Raw genomic sequence first — 16,726 nt, 5'->3', positions numbered from 1 at the left:
CCGCCTCATTCCTCCTCGGCCCGCTCCCGCTCCTCCTGGGGGAAGCGGATGGTGGTCCGCGCTCCGCCGTCCTCGCCGTTGGCGAACTCGATGACCATGCCCAGCAGCCGGGCCTGCCCCTGCGCGATCACGAGCCCCAGGCCCATGCCGCCGCCCCCGGCGGAGACGAACCGGGTGGGGCCGGTCGCGACGATGTCCGGCGGATAGCCGGGGCCGGAGTCGGAGACGACCACGGCCTCGGGCGTGGAGTGCAGCCGGATGGGCGGCCCGCCGTGCTTGACCGCGTTGACCAGGAGGTTCGTGATGATCCGTTCGAACCTGCGCTGGTCCGTCACCACGCGCGCGTCTCCGGCCTGCAGGTCCAGTTCCACGGTGTGGCCGGACAGCGCCCCCGAGGCGTCCAGGGTGGTGAGCAGCGAACGCAGCGAGGCGTCGACGGGCATGGGGGAGAGCTGGGGCTGCGCGCGACCCGCGTCCAGCCGGGAGACCTCGAGCAGATCCTCCACCAGCACCTGCAGGCGCGCCACGCGCTCCTTCACCAGTTCGGCGGGCCGGGAGTCCTCCTCGAGGAGGTTGGCGGCGTTGACGAGGCCGGTGAGCGGCGTGCGCATCTCATGGGCGAGGTCCGCCGTGAAGCGCTGCTCGGAGTCGATGCGCTCCGTGAGACGGGCCACGGCGGAGTCCACGGCCCGGGCGAAGTCCGCCACCTCGTCCTCGCCGTAGTCGATCACCTCGGACACCCGCACGCTCGTGTCCCCGTCCGCGATCCTCCGCGCGGACTGCGCCCCCAGTGTGAGGCGGCGGGAGATCTGCCCCGCGGCCACGGTGCCGATCCCGCCGACCACCAGCGCGGAACCCAGCATGCCCAGCAGCACGGCCCGGTCGATGCCGGCCAGCAGCTCCTCGGACTCCCGGGTGGACTGTCGCACGGAGATGACGGCGGAGTGCGTGCCCACCTCGATGGGGGCCGCCGCCCACAGGAAGTCCTCGTCGCCGATCGTGCTCATCGTCGTGACGGACTGCCCGTCGAGCGCCGCGCTGTGCGCGTCCTCCGGAAGCTCCTCGTCGTCGATGTTCGTGTTGAGCGTCAGCACCCCCGTGTCCGCGTAGATCGCTATCGCGTCGCGCAGCTGCGCGGTGACGTTCTCACGCTGGCGGTTCGTCTCCATGACGGCGGCGGACTGCCGCACGACCACTCCGCAGGACAGCGCCGCGATCACCACCGAGGTGATGATGAGCAGGACGATCTTCCATCTGAGAGACATGTGCTCCTCGTCGCCGCGGGCTCAGCCCGCGAACCGGTAGCCGAATCCGCGCACTGTCTCGATCATGTGCGCGCCGATCTTCTTCCGCAGCCGCTGGATGTGCACGTCCACCACGCGGGAGTCGCCGGCCCATTCGTAGCCCCAGACGGTGTAGGCCATCTTCTCCCGCGAGTACACGTGGCCGGGCTCCTCCGTGAGGAGCATGAGGATGCGCAGCTCCGTGGGGGTGAGGTGGACCTCCGTGCCGTCGATCTCCACGGTGAGCCGGCCGGTGTCGATGACGAGGCTGCCCAGCTGCATGCGGCGGCCCGCCGGCTCGTCCGGTCCGGCGGCGTCGGTGTGTCCGCGTGTGCCCCCGGAGGGGGCGTGCCCGTCCGTGCCGTGCCCGCCGGCCGCCGTGCCCGCGGGGCTGCCCGAGGCCCCGTGCGGCTCCCCGGCGCCGTGCGCGGCTGCCGCGTCTCCTCCCGCTCCGGCCGCGGCGGGTGCCTCCGCCCCCGTTCCCGCTCCGGAGAAGCCGGGGGTGGGGCCCAGCACCTCGGGGATCCCGGCGGCGGAGGTGATCCGGCCGCCGGGACCGATCAGCGTCTCCGAGGGGTCCTCCCGGCGGACGTCGAGCGCGGACGGCGAGAACCCGAGCCTGCCGGTGCCGGCGGTGATGAAGCGGCGGACCACTGCGCGGATGCGCGCATTGAGCACCTGCATGTCGAAGGGCTTGGTGAGGTAGTCGTCCGCACCGGCCTCCAGGGCCTGGACGATGTCGATGGGCTCCGAGCGCGCGGAGACGATGATGATGGGAACCGTCGAGCGCTCCCGGATGGCGCGCGTGATGGAGGCGCCGTTCATGGTGGGCAGCATGAGGTCCAGCAGGACGGCGTCCGCGCCGTGGAGGGCGACGAACTCGTAGCCCTCCCGTCCGTCCTCGAACGCGGTCACCGTGTATCCGAACCGCTCCAGGCTCAGCTGGGTGGTCTCGCGGATGACCTCGTCGTCCTCGACCAGGACGATGTGCATGTCCGTTCCTCTCTGCCGCCCTGTCCCAGGGCCTGCGCCCTGCGTTCGGGATCCTGCCGTGCGGGAAGCCCTGTGCCGTCCCCGTCCTGCCGCTCAGCTCCTGCCGTTCAGCCCGTCCCTGCCTGCGAGATCTGCTGACCGGCCTCGAAGCGGCCGTTGCGGTAGCGGTAGACCTGAACGGACCATCCGGACGGGCAGCAGGCCTGGTCCGCGGGACCGTACTGGGACTCCTGTGCGACGAGGGTGCCGCCGCGCCCGGGGGTCAGCGAGAGCTCATGACCAGAAACTATCAGCCTCAGCACCGGTTCTCCGGACCTCCGGCCCACGACGGCGGCGGAGATGACGGAATCGGAGCCCGGTTCGGAGATGAGAGCGATCTGGAAGGGCTCCCCGGAGATCTCGAGCGAGGCGGACAGGCGGATGCATTCGCTGCAGTAGAGGAGGACCTCCGAGGTGCGAGCGTCCACGCGCACCTCCTCACCCGGGGGCTGGTCGAGGAGGTGCTCCCGGATCCGGTTGAGCGTGAAGAGGCCCGCCTGCGGCTGCGACGAGGCCTCCGGGCTCGTGACAGGCGAGGACGGGGTCACCGCGGCCTCGATGCGAAGGCCGCGGTCCGGTCCGGTGAGCGGCACGAGTGCGAGGAGCAGCGCGACGGCCGCGAGGCCGGCCAGGGCCACCCACGCCGCGAAAGGCACCCTCATCGTCCTCATGCTCCCAGTGTGCCACGGGGGACGGACGTGGGAGGGTGCTGCGACCGGCGGCAGCGCGTAGACTGGGGCCACCATGGTTTCGCAGCATTCTTCGGCGCAGCAGGCGCCCTCGCAGGACCCTCACGCCGGCAGGAAGAGCGTGCCGTACACGGACGCGCTGAAGATCGGCGGCTGGGTCGCGCTCATCGTCTTCGTGGTCAGCACGATCATGACGGCGGGCCGCCGCTTCGCGGAGGAGGGCCTGGCCGCCGTCATGAGCCTGGGGTTCCCGCTGCTGTACGCCGTGATTGCGTTCGTGGCGTTCTCCGGCGTCGCGATGCTCATGAACTGGGTGGTCTCCCGCAAGGAGAGCGCCGAGAGCATCGACGGCCCCGTCCTCCGGTGAGAACGTGCGCCAGCCGGGCCCGGTCCCGCGAGTGCGGCGCGTCCTCCGAGTCCGGTCCTCTGCGGCTGCTGAGCCCGGTCCCCTGCAGGGGACCGGGCTCATGCCGTGCAGGGCCCGGTGCGTCCTCCGGGGCCGGGCCCGGTGCGCTCCCTGGGCCGGTGCCCGGTGCGCTCCTCTGGGTCAGCGCCCGGTGCGGTCCCCGCGGCCAGTGCCCGGTGCGGTCAGGCGAGGGAGTAGCCGGCCTCGGCGACGGCCTCCCTGAGTGCGTCGTCGGAGAGCGGGCCCTCCGAGGTCACCGTGACGGGGGAGTCCCCTCCCGCCACCAGCTCCACCTCGACGTTCGTGACGCCGGGAACCTCGCCGATCTCCTCCTTCACGGAGCTCACGCAGTGGCCGCAGGTCATCCCGTGCACCGTCAGCTGAGTGGTCGTCATCGCGTTCTCCTTCTGTTCGGGGCTGTGCTCTGTTCGGGCCGTGCGGGTGGAGTGCCCGTACGGCGAGCATATACCCCACGGGGGTATATATCCACTCTCTGCGGGAGGGGCGTTCCCACCTCCGGGCTTGGGAGGTAAGGTTAGGCTCTACTGAGCATTTGGCTGCGATGTGTCGGGTCCGAAGGGGAGCGATGTCCACGAAGTACGCAGGTCTGCCCGCAGGCTACGTTCCGCGCATCCATCGTGCTGAGGTGCTCGGCGCGCGGCGCCTGGGCCCCGGCATGATCCGGGTGCGCTTCGGGGGAGAGGATCTCGCCGACTACCCGACGACGGGGGTCGGGGACGAGTACGTCCGTGTGTTCTTCGCCGAGGCTTCGGAGGCGGAGCCGCGCATGCCCCGCATCGCGGACCGCGGCTGGGACTTCCCCGAGGGGGTGGAGCCCGCCCCCATGCGCACCTACACCGTCCGCGCCCATCGGCCGGGCGAGATCGACATCGACTTCGTCGTCCACGCCGGCGGAGTCGCCGCCGCCTGGGCCCTGCAGGCGTCTCCCGGGCAGGTGGTGGCCGTGAATCCGCCCTGCCCCCTCTATGAGGCCCCGCCCGGGATCGCGAGGCAGATCCTCGCCGCGGACGAGCCGGGTCTCCCCGCCGCTCTGCGCATCGCGGAGCTTACGGCCGGCAGGATCGCCACCACCGTCGTCGCGGAGATCCGGGAGCCGGGCAACCGCCTCACGGCCGAGGTCCCGGCCGGGGTCCACATCGACTACGTGTGGGTCGAGGGCACCGGCAACGGGCGCACTCCCAGTCAGCTGCTCTCCGTGCTCCGGCGGCTCGCACCCGGTGAGGACACCTATGTCTGGCTCGCCTCGGAGACGCGGGTCATCCGCGAGGTGCGCAAGCACCTGCGCCATGAGCGGAAGCTCCCGGGCGAGGCCTACAAGTGCGTGGGCTACTGGATCGAGCGGGCGGAGGAGTGGCGTGCGCGCTGGGAGGCCCTCGCTCCGGAGTTCCGCGCGCACATCGAGGAGCTCTACGAGAGCGACCGCCCGGTCGAGGACGTCATCGACGAGGTGAATGCGCTCTACGAGTCCGTCGGGCTCTGAGCTGCGGGCTCCTGCGGGCTCTGCAGGCTCTGAGCTGCAGGACCCCGTGGGGCGGGGGCGGCGCGAGCGGCCCAGTGGGGGCCGGTGAGCGATCCGGTGAGGGGCTGCGGCGGTGCGTGCATCCGCGTCGCCCCGGCGGGCGGCCTCAGCCCGTGCGGCGGAACAGCTCATCGACCCCGGCGATGTAGCGGTCGAGGTCGAACCCGGGCCGCAGGGTCAGCTGGAGGATGAGGCCCTGCAGGAGGGACAGCACCACGGGGAGCATGAGCCCCGACCATTCCCCGGCCGCGGCCTCGTCCATGCCCCGTGACTCGCGGGCCCAGCGGGAGAGGTGCCGCTCCAGCATCGTGCCGATCTCCTCGAAGGCGGCCGCGGCTATCTGCTCGAAGTCCGGGTTGCTCGCGGCCTCGCCCCACATCTGCACGATGAGGGCGGGCGCGGGGCGCCGCCGCAGGAACGCGGCGGAGATGGAGGCGATGATCTGGCCGGGGGAGAGCGCGTTCTCGCGGGCCTCGGCCTCGAGCTCCGCGGCCCGTCCGCCCGCCTCGCGGCGCATCACCGCCAGAGCGAGTGCCTGCTTGCCGGGGAAGTAGCCGTAGATCGCGCCGGCGGACAGCCCGGACTCCCGGATGATCTCCGCGACCGTCGTCGCCTGCACCCCGTTGCGCAGGAAGCAGGCCGCAGCGGCGTCGAGGATCTGGTCCCGACGGGACTCGCGGTGTGCATCGCTCACTTTCGGCATGGCCTCATTCTCTCCCCCCCCCGGGGTGTGCGCGGGTGCATTCCGAGGCTACTATAAAGAACGAGGATTCGTTTTTCTTAGGCGGAGCGCGCGGACCGCGTGCCCCCGATGGATCCCGCTGCCTCAGACGTGAAGGAGAACGAGGGCCATGTCCGAAACCGCATCCGCCGCCGTGCCCGCGGCAGCTCCGCGCACGCACTGGGCTCGTGCCGGCCTGCTGGGAGTGCTGCTCTCCGCCGTCGTCTGTCTCGTGGCGCTCGCCTTCACCTGGCCCTCCTCCGTCGTGGAGCCCGAGGACGTGCCCGTCGCGATCACGGGGCCCGCGGAGGCGCTGGCGCCGGTGGAGGCGGCCCTCGACGAGCAGGCGGACGGTGTGCTCGAGCTCATCGAGGTCCCCGACAGGAACGCGGCCGTGGAGGCGATCGAGTCCCGCGCGGCCTACGGCGGCATCGTCCTCGGTGAGGAGCCGGAGGTGCTCACGGCCTCGGCGGCCGGCGCGGCGACCTCGGGGATCATGGCGCAGCTCCACGGTCAGCTGCAGGGAATGGCGCAGCAGCAGGCGGCCGCGGCCGCGCAGGCCGCCGGGGCTCCGGAGGTGCCCGAGGTCACGGTCCCCCTCACGGACGTGGTGCCCCTCGTCAGCACCGATGAGCGCGGAGCAGGCCTCGCCTCCGCCGGGCTCCCGCTGGTGTTCGGCGGCATGATCGGCGGCGTGGGCATCGCCCTGGCGGTCACCGGCGCCTGGCGCCGGGTCCTCGCGCTGCTGGTGTACGCGGCGGCCGGCGGGGCGGCGCTCGCAGGGATCATGCAGGGCTGGCTGGGCTTCCTCGGCGGCGAGTACTGGGCGGTCGCCGGTGCGTTCGGACTCGCGCTCCTGGCCATGGGCGCCGCGATCGTGGGGTTCGCGGCGCTGCTGGGCCGGCCCGGCCTCGCGGTCGGCCCGGTGCTCTTCATGCTCATCGGCAATCCGCTCGCCGGCACCCAGTTCCCGCCGGAGTTCCTGCCTGCACCCTGGGGTGCCCTCGGTCAGTGGCTTCCGCCGGGTGCGGGCAACAGCCTGCTCCGCGACGCCTCCTACTTCCCCGGGGCGGACGCCTCGTTCCCGCTCCTCGTGCTGAGCGGCTGGGCGGTCCTCGGGCTCCTGCTCCTGTGCCTCGGCCGCCTCCGGGGCCGGGCGCGGCACTGATCCGAGCGCTCGCGTCCTCGCGACGGCGCCGGTGGGGCACAATGAATCGCGATGAGTGCCACACCCACGCGCCGGCGGCGCGTTCCCGGAGCGCCGCCGCGGGCGCGTGAGACCACCGGTCTGCGGCGGCTGCTGCTGCGCTGGCCGTCCTCGAGCGCGGCCTCGCGCATCGTCGCCGCCAACTCGATCATGCTCGTGGGCATCGTCCTGCTGCTGTGCACGGCCCTCTACCTGGTGCTGAGCGGGATCAACGACAAGCACACGGAGGAGCGCCTCGCGGACTCCGCGCGGAGCGTGGCGAGCGGGCCCACCCTCGCCCGGTACGTCATCGCCCCGGCGCTCGCGGAGAGTGCCCATGCCGCGTCCGCCGCCGGGCCCGCGGAGCCGCTGCCCGCCTTCGTCCACGGCAGCAACGAGAACGCCGCCGTCGCCGAGCGCGTCGACTTCCAGCGGCAGGCCTACGGCTTCGACGCCGTCGCCGTGGTGCCGGCCTCCTATCTGGAACGCGGACGCGGCCTCGGCGGGACCTCGGGGCGACCCGCCGGCGCGGAGGAGACACCCGTGACCTCCGTCTCCTCCGAGGCGAGCGCCACCGCGCTCACCGCGGCGCTCGCCCGGCTCGGCCCGGAGCGGCTCTCCGGCACGGAGGCGGCGGTGCGCTTCCTCGACGAGCCGGTGGACCTGCTCGTCGCCACCGCGCCCATCACCTCGGAGGAGGGCGAGTTCCTGGGCACCGTGGCGGTCGGGATGTCGCCGGTGACGGTGCGGTCCGAGTTCGCGCCGCAGCTGGCGGCGATCGTGGGCTTCGGCGTGCTCACCATCGTCCTGGGTGTGCTGGCGAACTGGGTGACGTCCCGCGGACTGCGACGGGCCACCGGCGACTACGGCACCCAGGAGATCGGCTCGGTCCTGGAGTACTACTCCTCCGTCCTCCGCGCCGTCTCGGAGGGCCTCGTGCTCGTGGACCGGGGGCGCGGGATCGTGTTCCACAACCACGAGGCGGCGGAGCTGCTGGGCCTGCCGCCGCGCACCGGCGCGGAGGCGGTGGCACTCGAGGACCTCGACCTCGACGTCTCCCTGGAGCAGCTGCTCTCCGAGGGCCGCTACGCCCGTGACGAGATCCACTACACCACCCGGCGCGTGCTCGTCGTCAACCAGCAGCCCACCTCCGCGGACTCGGGGACCTGGGTGACCACGATGCGCGACCACACCGAGCTCCAGGGGCTGATCGGCGAGCTCGTCTCCGTGCGCTCGTTCTCCGATTCCCTGCGCGCGCAGACGCACGAGTACGCCAACCGCCTGCACATGATCGTCTCCCTCATGGAGACCGGGCAGTTCGAGGAGGCCGTCAGCTTCGCCACCCGGGAGGTCGCGCAGGCGGAGCGGCCAGCGGACAACCTGCTGGACGGCTTCGACCACCCCGTCCTGTCCGCGCTGCTGCTCACCAAGCTCGCGCAGGCCGGTGAGTCCGGGATCGAACTGGACCTGGACACGGACGATCTCACCGGCCCGATCACGGCCGACGACAGGGATCTCGTGACGGTGGTGGGCAACCTCGTCGACAACGCCTTCGACGCCGTGAGCGCCGACGCGGTGCCCGCGGAACGCAAGCGGGTGCGGGTGCGCTTCGCCGGCAGGGGCTCCTCCGGCCTCGTCATCGAGGTGAGCGACGACGGCCCGGGCATCGCCGAGGACGCGCTCGAGAGGGTGTTCGACCGCGGCTGGTCGACCAAGCACGACGGCGTCGCGGCGAGCACCGCGGAGGGCAGGGAGGTCTCCACCTCGCCCCGCGGGGTGGGCCTGTCCATCGTCGTGCAGGCCGTCCGCCGCATGCATGGGGCGATCGACGTGCAGGGCTCCGGGGAGGAGCTCATGGAGGACGCCGAGGCCGCGGACCTCCCGGCGCCGCTGCGGGGAGCGATGTTCACGGTGTGGGTTCCCGGAGCCTCGCCGCCGCAGGAGGCGGAGCCGGAGGCCGCGGAGGCCGAGGCCGCGGGACCGGCGGGTGCGGCGGAGGCCTCGGGGTCGGCCGGTGTGGGGTCTGAGGCTGCGGGGCCCGGCGGCCCGCGGGAGGCCGATCGTCCGGGTCCGGAACAGTCTTTCTGACCGGGAGGAATGGCGGAATCGGGCAAACGCGCATTACGGTGCGGGTATGGTCGCAGCCACACATGGAGGAACCGGGGACGCCGGGAGCTTCGGTGTGCTCGTCGTGGAGGACGAGACCATCGCAGCGCGAGCGCACGCCAACTACATCGAGCGGATGGACGGCTTCCGCCTCATCGGCTTCGCCAAGAACGCGCAGCACGCGCTCGCCGCGCTCACCGGCCGGATCGTGGGGGTGGACGCCAAGGAGATCGACCTGGTCCTCCTCGACATGAATCTCCCTGACGGCCACGGCATCCAGCTCCTGCGCACGCTGCGCGCCCACCAGATCGGTGTGGACGTCATCGCGGTGACCGCGGCGCGGGACATGCAGGTGGTGCAGGACGCGCTCTCCCTGGGCGTGGTGCACTACATCCTCAAGCCGTTCACCTTCCCGGTGTTCCGGTCCAAGCTGGAGGCGTTCGCCGCCTATCGGCGGCAGGTGGACGGACAGTGCGGCCCGGCGGCGGAGGCAGTCACCCAGTCGCAGATCGACGCCGCGGTGGCGGGGATGAGGGCCGGGTCCGGGCCGCAGCGGGCCAAGGGCGTGCCCGAGGTGGTCCAGGACCAGATCATCGCTCTCCTCACGGACACGGGGCTCTCCGCCGCGGAGGCCGCGGATCAGATAGGCGTTTCACGTGTGACGGCGCGGCGCTACCTCGAGGCGATGGCGGACGTGGGACTGCTGGACCGCCAGCCGCGCTACGGCAGTGCCGGCCGCCCTGTGCTCGAGTACATCGCCGTGAGCTGAGGCGCGGGCGCGCACGCACTCAGCAGTGAGGTGTGCTGGAGCACGCGCTCCGTGGTGAGGTGCGCTGAGGTCAGCGGGTCTCGCGTGGGCGGGGTTCCCGCGGCGGCCGCCGCCCGCTCGTGCTCTCCGCCGCCCACGTATGAGTGTGTGGCGGAGTGGGTTCGCGGTGTGTGGATTCCCATGGGATCGTTCATGCACGTGGCCGCCCACATATATGTGGGCGGCCACGTGCGTAAGCGGTGTCTTGCCAGGCGGTGTGGCGCAGTGAGGCGCGCGCTCCGTGGTGAGGCGCGCGGAGATCAGCGGGTCTCGCGCCAGGCCGCGACCTCGGCGAGGGTGATCTCCTCGGCCACGCCCGTGTACGCGGCGGGGGTGAGCTCTGCGAGGCGCTGTGCGTCCTCGTCCGGCAGGCCGAGGCCCGCGACGAACTCGCGCAGCGCGGGACCGTCCACCCGGTGACCGCGGGTGAGCTCCTTGAGCTTCTCGTAGGGGTTGTCCATGCCCTCGACACCGCGCAGGAAGGCCGCGCGCATGACGGACTGGATCGCTTCGGCCAGGACCTCCCAGTTGCGGTCGAGGTCCGCGGCGAGCTTCTCCTCGTTGCAGTTGAGGCGGGTGAGCCCCTTGACCAGGTTGTTCGTCGCCAGCAGGGAGTGCCCCAGTGCCACGCCGATGTTGCGCTGCGAGGTGGAGTCCGTGAGGTCGCGCTGCATGCGCGAGGTCACGAGCGTGGAGCCCAGCGAGTCGAGCAGCGCGCAGGAGAGCTCGAAGTTGGCCTCCGCGTTCTCGAACCGGATGGGGTTGACCTTGTGCGGCATGGTCGAGGAGCCGGTGGCGCCCTCCACGGGGATCTGGATGAAGTACTCCATGGAGATGTACGTCCAGAAGTCGGTGGCGACGTTGTGGCTGATGCGGTTGAACCGCGCCACGTCCGCGTAGAGCTCCGCCTGCCAGTCGTGCGATTCGATCTGCGTGGTCACCGGGTTGAAGGTCAGCCCCAGGCGCTCCACGAAGTCGCGGGCGATCTGCGGCCAGTCCACGCCGGGCGCGGCGACGGTGTGCGCGGCGTAGGTGCCGGTGGCGCCGTTGATCTTGCCCAGGTACTCGGTCGCCTCGATGCGGGCCAGCTGGCGGCGCAGCCGGTGCACGGACACCGCGATCTCCTTGCCCATGGTGGACGGCGTGGCCGGCTGGCCGTGCGTGTGGGAGAGCATGGGCACCTGCGCGAGGTCCTCGGCCATGTCCGCGAGGGTGTCGACGAGGGAGCGGGCCGCCGGCAGCCACACCTGCTCCACCGCACCCTTGATCCCGAGTGCGTACGAGAGGTTGTTGATGTCCTCGGACGTGCAGGCGAAGTGGACGAGCTCGGAGAGGTCTCCCGCGCCGATCTGCTCCAGCTGCTCCTTGATGGAGTACTCCACGGCCTTGACGTCGTGCACCGTGACGGCCTCGAACGCGGCGAGCTGGTCGATGGTCTCCGCGTCGAAGGACTCCGCCCACTCGCGCAGCTGCGTCTTCTCGTCCTCGAGGAGGTCGCGGGTGCCGCGGATGGCGCCGGTCTCCGCGAGGTGGATGAACCACTCGACCTCGACGTGGATGCGGTCGCGGTTGAGCGCGGCCTCGGAGAGGTGGTCGATGAGCGGTGAGGCGTCCGCCCGGTAGCGGCCGTCGAGCGGGCTGAGGGCGAGGGCGGGTTCCAGCTGGGCGAGGTGCACGCGGTTCGTCATGGTCCTGATTCTCTCATGTGAGGCGGCGGCGGGGCCGGGCGACGGCAAGGAGCGGGACGCCTTCGAGCGGGTGCGCACTCGAGGGCACAGAGGACCGCCGAGACCGGTCCGAGGTGCGTCCGCGCTTCTGGGGACGGCGACCTCTCCATCCACAGACTGCGCGGGGCCCTTGCGCGGCGGCGGCACGTCGGCAGGATCGGAAGGACCGAGTGCGAGGAACCGGGGAAGCGAGGTGAGTGCGCATGGCGATGGCGGGTCTGGCCCTGAGAGCGGCGGAGGGCGTGGACGCTCAGGCCGGAGCGTGGTCCGAGGGGCGTTCACGGCTGGAGCAGGTGGCGCGGCGGTGCGCACAGGCGGCCGCTCCCGAATGGTCGTCACGGGCGGGGGAGGCCTTCCGGGGCGCCTGTGACCGGAGGATCGGGGAGCTCACGGAGCTCATCGCCCTCGCGCAGGACGCGGAGGCGGCGCTCCGTGCTCATGCGGACGCCCTCCGGGACCTCGCCGCCTCCCTGCCCGAGCTTCCGTACCTGTCGTCCTTCCCGGACCTGCTCTCCGTGCCGGAACCTCCGGACCTGCCCGGCGTGCCGGGTCCGTCCCGACCGCCTGCGCCGCTGGACCTCTCATGACTGCTCGGGCAGCCGGGGGCTGCGGGGCGGCCAGACGCGTCCACCGGGCATGCCAGGGGGCGGCACGGAGGAGCGGGGAACGTACGAGGAGCGCGGCGCCGTGAGGGCGGACCTGCCGGACTCGTGGGTTCTCGTGCATGCCGCTGAGCTGCCGCCGGCGGAGCAGGCCGCGTGGCCGCAGATGCTCCTTCCCGCGGCGGGGGCCGGCCCGACTCCTGCGGCCTCACCTGCGGGCGGGGCTCCTGCACGGCGCGAACCTGAGCCGCACGAACACGGGCGGCGAGGCCCTGAGCTCTCGGAACCTGAGCTCTCGGAACCTGAGCGCCGGGGGCCTGCCGAGGAGCGGACGGCGCAGGCGGATCCCGCGCCGGGGGAGCGCCGTCATGTCCGGCTTCTCCTGGACGTCGCCGCGGAGGCGGGTGCCGGAGCGCTCGTGACCTCCGTCCACCTGCTCGAGGCGGGCGGTCCCGCCGCGGAGCGCACCGGTGTGGTCGTCGCGGAGACCGCGGTCGCGGCCGTACCCGGCCGGGTGCAGCCGCTGGGCGTCATCCTCGCGGGGTGGGCGCCGTACGGAGGGGACGCGGTGCGCAGCACGCTCCTCCTCCGATTCTGCGAGGCCTCGGAGCTCCCCCGGCTGCTGAGCGGGCTCCGCCCGCCTTCATGCGCGGCCTCCGTCCCGGACGCCGCCCCGGCTCCAGACGCGGATTCTGCCCCTGCCGTTCCCGTCTCACCCGATGCGCCCGCTCCCGCCGCAGCGGGGCTCCCCGCTGCGGGCGCATGTGCCGCCGGCACCTCGGCCGGAGGGCTGGCACAGGCCGTGCTCCTCCTCTCGGCCTGGGTGCTGCGGGGGCAGGAGGTGCCGCTCCTCCGGGTGAGCCGCAGCGAGGGCGGCCGCGAGCTCACACGGCGCCTGCGAGCCGAACTCGCAGAGGCCCTCGCGCTCGTCGCGGAGGAGAGCCCGCCTCCGGATCTTCTGCGCACCGCGGGAAGCACACCATGACCGCTCCCGTCCAGAGCACCTGGGTGACGGGCGGCGCCGGGGGCACGCGTGCGCAGCTCGAGTCGCTCCGCTCGGCTGCGGGCGAGATCGACGATGCCGCGGAACTGCTCGAATCGGTGCTCGGGGATCTCGTGCGGGCGGCGCTGGATCCCGCCGCGCTCGCCCTCGGACTCGCGCCGGTGACGGGCCTGCGCGCGGAGGCGGCCTGCGCCCGGTTCCACGTCTCGGCGGCGGGCGCGGACCTCGGCCTCCGCGCGCTCGCCGCCGGGGTGCGCACCAGCGCGGACGCCTACGAAGCCGCGGAGACCGTCGTCACCCGGACCTTCGAGATGGCGGTCGGAGCGGCCGCCACCGTCCTGGGCCAGGCGACTCGCGCCCTGCTCCTCAGCCCGGCGGGCGTCCTCCTCGTCGCCGGCACCGCGGGTGCGTTCGCCCTGGGCCGGGAGGCGGGGAGTGCGGCCTGGAGCGGAGCACGGGACGTGGGCCTCGTCGACGCGATCGACGCCGCCTTCGGCATCGACACCGAGGCGCTGGCGGAGCACGGCGTGGAGACGGTGACCGGCTGGGCGGCAGAGGCGGCGGACACGGCACAGACGCAGGCCGCGCGCTGGGCCGGTGACAATCCCGCAGCGGTGGAGGCGGCCGTCGAGCACGCGCTGCCCGGCTTCGTCGCGGGCCTGCTCGGGCATCCGCCGGGTGCCTCCCACCTGCCGGTGCACACGGAGCTCCTGCCGCAGGACTCGCAGACGCTCACCGGCCTGTTGCTCGTGGGGCTGAGCCGGTGGGGCCTCTTCGGCGACCAGCCTCTGCGGCCCTGGCACACACCGGCCCCCGTCGACGTCCGCGAGCTGGCCGAGGATGCGGCCGCGACCCCGCATCATGCCTCCGCACCCGCCGGCGTCGCAGCTCTGTGGCAGCGGCAGTGGGCGCGCTCCCGCGGCCTGGACAACGGGCAGGTGCGCGTGGAGCAGATCCGCGCCGGCGGCGGAGCCTCACGCTGGATCGTGTACGTGCCCGCCACGACCTCGGGGGCGCTGCGGCCCGGGCACGCGACCTCGGACATGACCTCCAATCTGGAGGCGGCCTCGGGCAGGCGGTCCTCCCAGCACACCACAGTGCGGGAGGCGATGCGCCGTGCGGGGGTGCCCCGGGGCGAGCAGGTGATGATGGTGGGCTATTCGCAGGGAGGGATCATCGCCGCGTCCCTGCTGGAGGACCAGGAGTTCCGTGAGGAGTACGACGTGAGCGCCCTGCTCACGGTGGGCTCACCGGTGGGCGACTTCGATCTGCCGGCGGAGGTGGACGCGCTCTCCGTGGAGCACCGGCAGGATCTCGTGCCCCTCCTCGACGGTGCCGCGAACCCGGACCGGGCGGAGTGGACGACGGTGAGAGTGGACCTCGACGAGACCATGCAGCGGGAGCGGATGGAGGAGGCCGGCCGGAGTCAGGCGGAGATCGACGCCCGGATGGCCGCACCTCTCCACGCCCACGGCGGGGAGCTCTATGCCGCCACGCTCGAGGACCTGGAGGCCGGCGGGGAGCCCGCGCTGCGCGGATGGCAGGAGCGCAATGCGGGGTTCTTCTCCGGTGAACTCGAGAGCACGCGCGACTTCGAGGGCCGGCGCCGGTGAGAGCCGGTCTGGGAGCGCCCGCAGCACGAGGCGGCCCGTGCGGCGCAGGAGGACCTGCGCCGGCGGTGCTCATCCTCTCCGCATGCATGCGCGCCCCCGGATACTTGACGGACGTTCGACAAACATGCGCGCCTCTCGGAATACTGGACGCGGCGGCGCGGCCGCCTCACACATCGACGTGCGAACCGGAGGAGCCCACATGAAGGTATATGAAGTCGTCGCCTCGTTCCTGGCGAGGGAGCGCGGGGGTGACCCGGTGTTCGGCCTCATGGGGGACGCCAACCTCGCCTACCTCGGCGCATTCATCGAGCGTCACGAGGGCAACTACGTCGCCGCGGCGCTGGAGGGCGGAAGCGTCTCCATGGCGGACGGCTGGGCGCGCATGACGGGAAGACCCGGCGTGGCGACGGTGACCTTCGGGCCCGCGCTCACCAACACCCTCACCGCGCTCACGGAAGCGGTGCGCGCCAAGACGCCGCTCGTCCTCCTCTCCGGTGAGACGCCCGCGAGCAACGAGCACTTCCAGTACGCGGACACGGAGGGCTTCGCGCGGCTGGCCGGCGCCCGCTACGAGCGCGTGCTGACCGCGGACGGCCTCGTGGAGACGATGGCCAAGGCGTTCGTCCACACGACGTCCACCCACCAGCCGGTGCTGCTCGACATCCCCTTCCCCCTCATCGGGCAGGAGACCGAGAACCGTGAGCCGGTGCGCGCCGGCCTGCCCCGCCAGGCGATCGCTCCGGACCCCGAGGTGCTCGACGATGCCCTGGGCGCACTGCTGGGTGCCCGGCGCCCGTTCCTGCTCGCCGGTCTGGGGGCGGTGCGGGCGGGTGCGCGTGAGGCGATCCTCGCCCTCGCCCGTGCCATCGGCGCTCCCGTTCTCACCTCGCTCGCGGCGAAGGACCTGTTCCTGGGGGAGCCGGACAACCTCGGCATCCACGGCAACCTCTCCACCCCGGCGGCCTACGAGCACATGGGCAGTGCGGACGTCGTCATGTCCTTCGGCGCCTCGCTCAACAACTGGCAGACGGACGACTACGAGCTGCTGAAGGGCAAGCACGTCATCCAGAACGACATCGATCCGGATGCGCTGGGCAAGTACGGTCCCATCGGCCTGGGCGTGGTGGGCGATGCGCGGGCCACGGCGCAGGCCCTCCTGGACATGGTCCGGGAGGCGGAGATGGAGAAGGAGGGCCCGTCCGCAGCGCTGAACGAGCTGCTCGCCCGCCCCGGCCGCGAGGCCAAGGACCTCTTCCGTCCGCACACCGGCGACGGCTTCGTGGACATGCGCGAGGCCGCGCTCACCCTGTCCGGGGCCGTGGGCGTGCGTGCGCAGCAGGTCTCCGACGTGGGCCGCTTCAGCAAGTCCGTCTGGCCGCACACCACGGTGGATCCCAGCCGCTGGGCCTACGCCGGCTACTTCGGTGCGATCGGTCTGGGACTGGCCACGGGGATCGGCGCGGCGGCGGCGCGGGCGGACGTGCCCACCCTGGTGTGGGCCGGCGACGGCGGTGCCATGCAGGGCCTCATCGAGGTCAACACCGCCGTCCGCCACGGTCTGCCGCTCATCGCCGTCGTCCTCAACGACGAGTGCTACGGCGCGGAGTACTACAAGCTCAAGGGGGTGGGCTCCAGGGCGGAGACCTCGTTCATCCCCTGGTCGTCCTTCGCCGCGGTCGCACAGGGCCTGGGCGCGCAGTCCGTGAAGGTGACCGGCCGTGAGGAGCTGCAGGCCGCCGCGGAACGGGTGCGGGAGGCGACTGCCGCGCTCGCCGCCGGGAAGACCGCCGCCGAGGCCGGGCTCCCCCTGCTCGTGGAGATCATGGTGGACCCCCACAAGGTCTCCCTCCAGGCGGCCGTCACGCCGCTCGACTGAGGGCGGGCCCGTCGGCGGCGGAGGGCCTGGTCCGAGCGCGTCCTCCGCTCGAGTGCGAGCGGACCGGGCGCCCTCCCGCCGAGGCCGCAGCGCACGCCGCTGCGGCCTCGGGGTGTGTGTGACCGGGTGCCCTC

15 protein-coding genes are annotated in these 16,726 nt (G+C 72.5%); 9 read left to right on the top strand and 6 right to left on the bottom strand.

The window, feature by feature from the left end; translation table 11 throughout:
* Positions 1-5: 5 nt before the first annotated feature.
* The 3 genes from ABD240_RS12855 to ABD240_RS12845 form a co-directional block, all read right to left on the bottom strand.
* Positions 6-1,265, bottom strand: coding sequence for a sensor histidine kinase (locus ABD240_RS12855; protein WP_291791812.1), 1,260 nt, complete (start codon positions 1,263-1,265; stop codon positions 6-8).
* 21 nt (positions 1,266-1,286) lie between these two features.
* On the bottom strand, positions 1,287-2,276 hold the full coding sequence (locus ABD240_RS12850) for a response regulator transcription factor (RefSeq protein ID WP_344337666.1): 990 nt from the start codon (positions 2,274-2,276) through the stop codon (positions 1,287-1,289).
* 107 nt (positions 2,277-2,383) lie between these two features.
* Positions 2,384-2,977, bottom strand: coding sequence for a hypothetical protein (locus ABD240_RS12845; RefSeq protein ID WP_344337665.1), 594 nt, complete (start codon positions 2,975-2,977; stop codon positions 2,384-2,386).
* A gap of 82 nt (positions 2,978-3,059) precedes the next feature.
* Here ABD240_RS12845 and ABD240_RS12840 point away from each other — a divergent pair, with 82 nt between their 5' ends.
* Positions 3,060-3,371, top strand: a complete 312-nt coding sequence (locus ABD240_RS12840; protein ID WP_291791805.1) for a hypothetical protein — start codon at positions 3,060-3,062, stop codon at positions 3,369-3,371.
* A gap of 221 nt (positions 3,372-3,592) precedes the next feature.
* Here ABD240_RS12840 and ABD240_RS12835 read toward each other — a convergent pair whose 3' ends face one another.
* On the bottom strand, positions 3,593-3,805 hold the full coding sequence (locus ABD240_RS12835; protein WP_344337663.1) for a heavy-metal-associated domain-containing protein: 213 nt from the start codon (positions 3,803-3,805) through the stop codon (positions 3,593-3,595).
* Between the two features lie 191 nt (positions 3,806-3,996).
* Between ABD240_RS12835 and ABD240_RS12830 the strand changes: the two genes are divergently transcribed.
* Complete coding sequence (locus ABD240_RS12830) at positions 3,997-4,911, top strand: siderophore-interacting protein (protein WP_344337661.1); 915 nt, start codon at positions 3,997-3,999, stop codon at positions 4,909-4,911.
* A 145-nt stretch (positions 4,912-5,056) separates the two neighbouring features.
* Here ABD240_RS12830 and ABD240_RS12825 read toward each other — a convergent pair whose 3' ends face one another.
* A complete protein-coding gene (locus ABD240_RS12825; protein ID WP_291791795.1) occupies positions 5,057-5,644 on the bottom strand; it encodes a TetR/AcrR family transcriptional regulator in 588 nt (195 codons plus the stop codon).
* Between the two features lie 157 nt (positions 5,645-5,801).
* Between ABD240_RS12825 and ABD240_RS12820 the strand changes: the two genes are divergently transcribed.
* From ABD240_RS12820 to ABD240_RS12810, 3 genes are read left to right on the top strand one after another with little or no spacing between them, the layout of a single operon-like run.
* On the top strand, positions 5,802-6,839 hold the full coding sequence (locus ABD240_RS12820) for an ABC-2 transporter permease (protein WP_344337660.1): 1,038 nt from the start codon (positions 5,802-5,804) through the stop codon (positions 6,837-6,839).
* 51 nt (positions 6,840-6,890) lie between these two features.
* A complete protein-coding gene (locus ABD240_RS12815; RefSeq protein ID WP_291791789.1) occupies positions 6,891-8,945 on the top strand; it encodes a sensor histidine kinase in 2,055 nt (684 codons plus the stop codon).
* A 46-nt stretch (positions 8,946-8,991) separates the two neighbouring features.
* Positions 8,992-9,732 carry a response regulator gene (locus tag ABD240_RS12810; protein WP_291791785.1) on the top strand — a complete coding sequence of 247 codons (741 nt, stop codon included), beginning with the start codon at positions 8,992-8,994 and terminating at the stop codon, positions 9,730-9,732.
* 299 nt (positions 9,733-10,031) lie between these two features.
* Here ABD240_RS12810 and purB read toward each other — a convergent pair whose 3' ends face one another.
* Positions 10,032-11,459: an adenylosuccinate lyase gene (purB, locus tag ABD240_RS12805; protein WP_291791783.1), complete on the bottom strand. Its 1,428-nt coding sequence runs from the start codon at positions 11,457-11,459 to the stop codon at positions 10,032-10,034.
* A 242-nt stretch (positions 11,460-11,701) separates the two neighbouring features.
* Here purB and ABD240_RS12800 point away from each other — a divergent pair, with 242 nt between their 5' ends.
* The 4 genes from ABD240_RS12800 to ABD240_RS12785 all read left to right on the top strand — a co-directional run bounded on the left by ABD240_RS12800 (position 11,702) and on the right by ABD240_RS12785 (position 16,592).
* Positions 11,702-12,085 carry a WXG100 family type VII secretion target gene (locus ABD240_RS12800; protein WP_344337658.1) on the top strand — a complete coding sequence of 128 codons (384 nt, stop codon included), beginning with the start codon at positions 11,702-11,704 and terminating at the stop codon, positions 12,083-12,085.
* A gap of 100 nt (positions 12,086-12,185) precedes the next feature.
* Positions 12,186-13,085, top strand: a complete 900-nt coding sequence (locus ABD240_RS12795; RefSeq protein ID WP_344337657.1) for a hypothetical protein — start codon at positions 12,186-12,188, stop codon at positions 13,083-13,085.
* Positions 13,082-14,716, top strand: a complete 1,635-nt coding sequence (locus ABD240_RS12790) for a hypothetical protein (protein WP_291791775.1) — start codon at positions 13,082-13,084, stop codon at positions 14,714-14,716. Before ABD240_RS12795 ends, ABD240_RS12790 begins: the two co-directional genes overlap by 4 nt.
* 199 nt (positions 14,717-14,915) lie before the next feature.
* Positions 14,916-16,592 (top strand): thiamine pyrophosphate-binding protein, encoded by a 1,677-nt coding sequence (locus ABD240_RS12785; RefSeq protein ID WP_344337655.1) that lies wholly within the window; start codon positions 14,916-14,918, stop codon positions 16,590-16,592.
* Positions 16,593-16,726: the final 134 nt, after the last annotated feature.

This window comes from Brevibacterium salitolerans (assembly GCF_039531405.1).
GTDB classification, from domain to species: domain Bacteria; phylum Actinomycetota; class Actinomycetes; order Actinomycetales; family Brevibacteriaceae; genus Brevibacterium; species Brevibacterium salitolerans.
Note: the sequence above shows the minus strand (reverse complement) of the source record. Positions and strands in the feature narration are given on the sequence as shown.

What these genes read in the sequence shown, in the direction of transcription:
- ABD240_RS12855 (WP_291791812.1), bottom strand. Translation starts at nt 1,265, where the DNA reads ATGTCTCTCAGATGGAAGATCGTCCTGCTCATCATCACCTCGGTGGTG.
- ABD240_RS12850 (WP_344337666.1), bottom strand. Translation starts at nt 2,276, where the DNA reads ATGCACATCGTCCTGGTCGAGGACGACGAGGTCATCCGCGAGACCACC.
- ABD240_RS12845 (WP_344337665.1), bottom strand. Translation starts at nt 2,977, where the DNA reads ATGAGGGTGCCTTTCGCGGCGTGGGTGGCCCTGGCCGGCCTCGCGGCC.
- ABD240_RS12840 (WP_291791805.1), top strand. Translation starts at nt 3,060, where the DNA reads ATGGTTTCGCAGCATTCTTCGGCGCAGCAGGCGCCCTCGCAGGACCCT.
- ABD240_RS12835 (WP_344337663.1), bottom strand. Translation starts at nt 3,805, where the DNA reads ATGACGACCACTCAGCTGACGGTGCACGGGATGACCTGCGGCCACTGC.
- ABD240_RS12830 (WP_344337661.1), top strand. Translation starts at nt 3,997, where the DNA reads ATGTCCACGAAGTACGCAGGTCTGCCCGCAGGCTACGTTCCGCGCATC.
- ABD240_RS12820 (WP_344337660.1), top strand. Translation starts at nt 5,802, where the DNA reads ATGTCCGAAACCGCATCCGCCGCCGTGCCCGCGGCAGCTCCGCGCACG.
- ABD240_RS12815 (WP_291791789.1), top strand. Translation starts at nt 6,891, where the DNA reads ATGAGTGCCACACCCACGCGCCGGCGGCGCGTTCCCGGAGCGCCGCCG.
- ABD240_RS12810 (WP_291791785.1), top strand. Translation starts at nt 8,992, where the DNA reads ATGGTCGCAGCCACACATGGAGGAACCGGGGACGCCGGGAGCTTCGGT.
- purB (WP_291791783.1), bottom strand. Translation starts at nt 11,459, where the DNA reads ATGACGAACCGCGTGCACCTCGCCCAGCTGGAACCCGCCCTCGCCCTC.
- ABD240_RS12800 (WP_344337658.1), top strand. Translation starts at nt 11,702, where the DNA reads ATGGCGATGGCGGGTCTGGCCCTGAGAGCGGCGGAGGGCGTGGACGCT.
- ABD240_RS12790 (WP_291791775.1), top strand. Translation starts at nt 13,082, where the DNA reads ATGACCGCTCCCGTCCAGAGCACCTGGGTGACGGGCGGCGCCGGGGGC.
- ABD240_RS12785 (WP_344337655.1), top strand. Translation starts at nt 14,916, where the DNA reads ATGAAGGTATATGAAGTCGTCGCCTCGTTCCTGGCGAGGGAGCGCGGG.